The organism is Photobacterium sp. DNB22_13_2, from assembly GCF_052873915.1.
In genome coordinates, this window is the sequence record NZ_JBNNXU010000244.1 from 1 (window position 1) to 245 (window position 245).

At 64.9% G+C, this 245-nt stretch carries 1 protein-coding gene; it reads left to right on the forward strand.

Annotated features, from left to right (window positions below; translation table 11 throughout):
* Positions 1-245, forward strand: a 245-nt coding sequence (locus ACVA58_RS28530) for a citrate/2-methylcitrate synthase (protein ID WP_446513594.1), incomplete at both ends; no start/stop codon positions are given.

Consider the following 245-nt stretch of genomic DNA (forward strand, 5'->3'; position numbering starts at 1 on the left):
CGCACACCCGATGGACGTGATGCGCACCGGCGTGTCGGTGCTCGGCACCGTGCTGCCCGAGAAGGACGACCACAACACCCCCGGCGCACGCGACATTGCCGATCGCCTGATGGCGAGCCTCGGCTCGATGCTGCTGTACTGGTACCACTACAGCCACAACGGCAAGCGCATCGAAGTCGAAACGGATGACGACTCCATCGGCGGCCACTTCCTGCACCTGCTGCACGGCGTGGAACCGTCCAAGT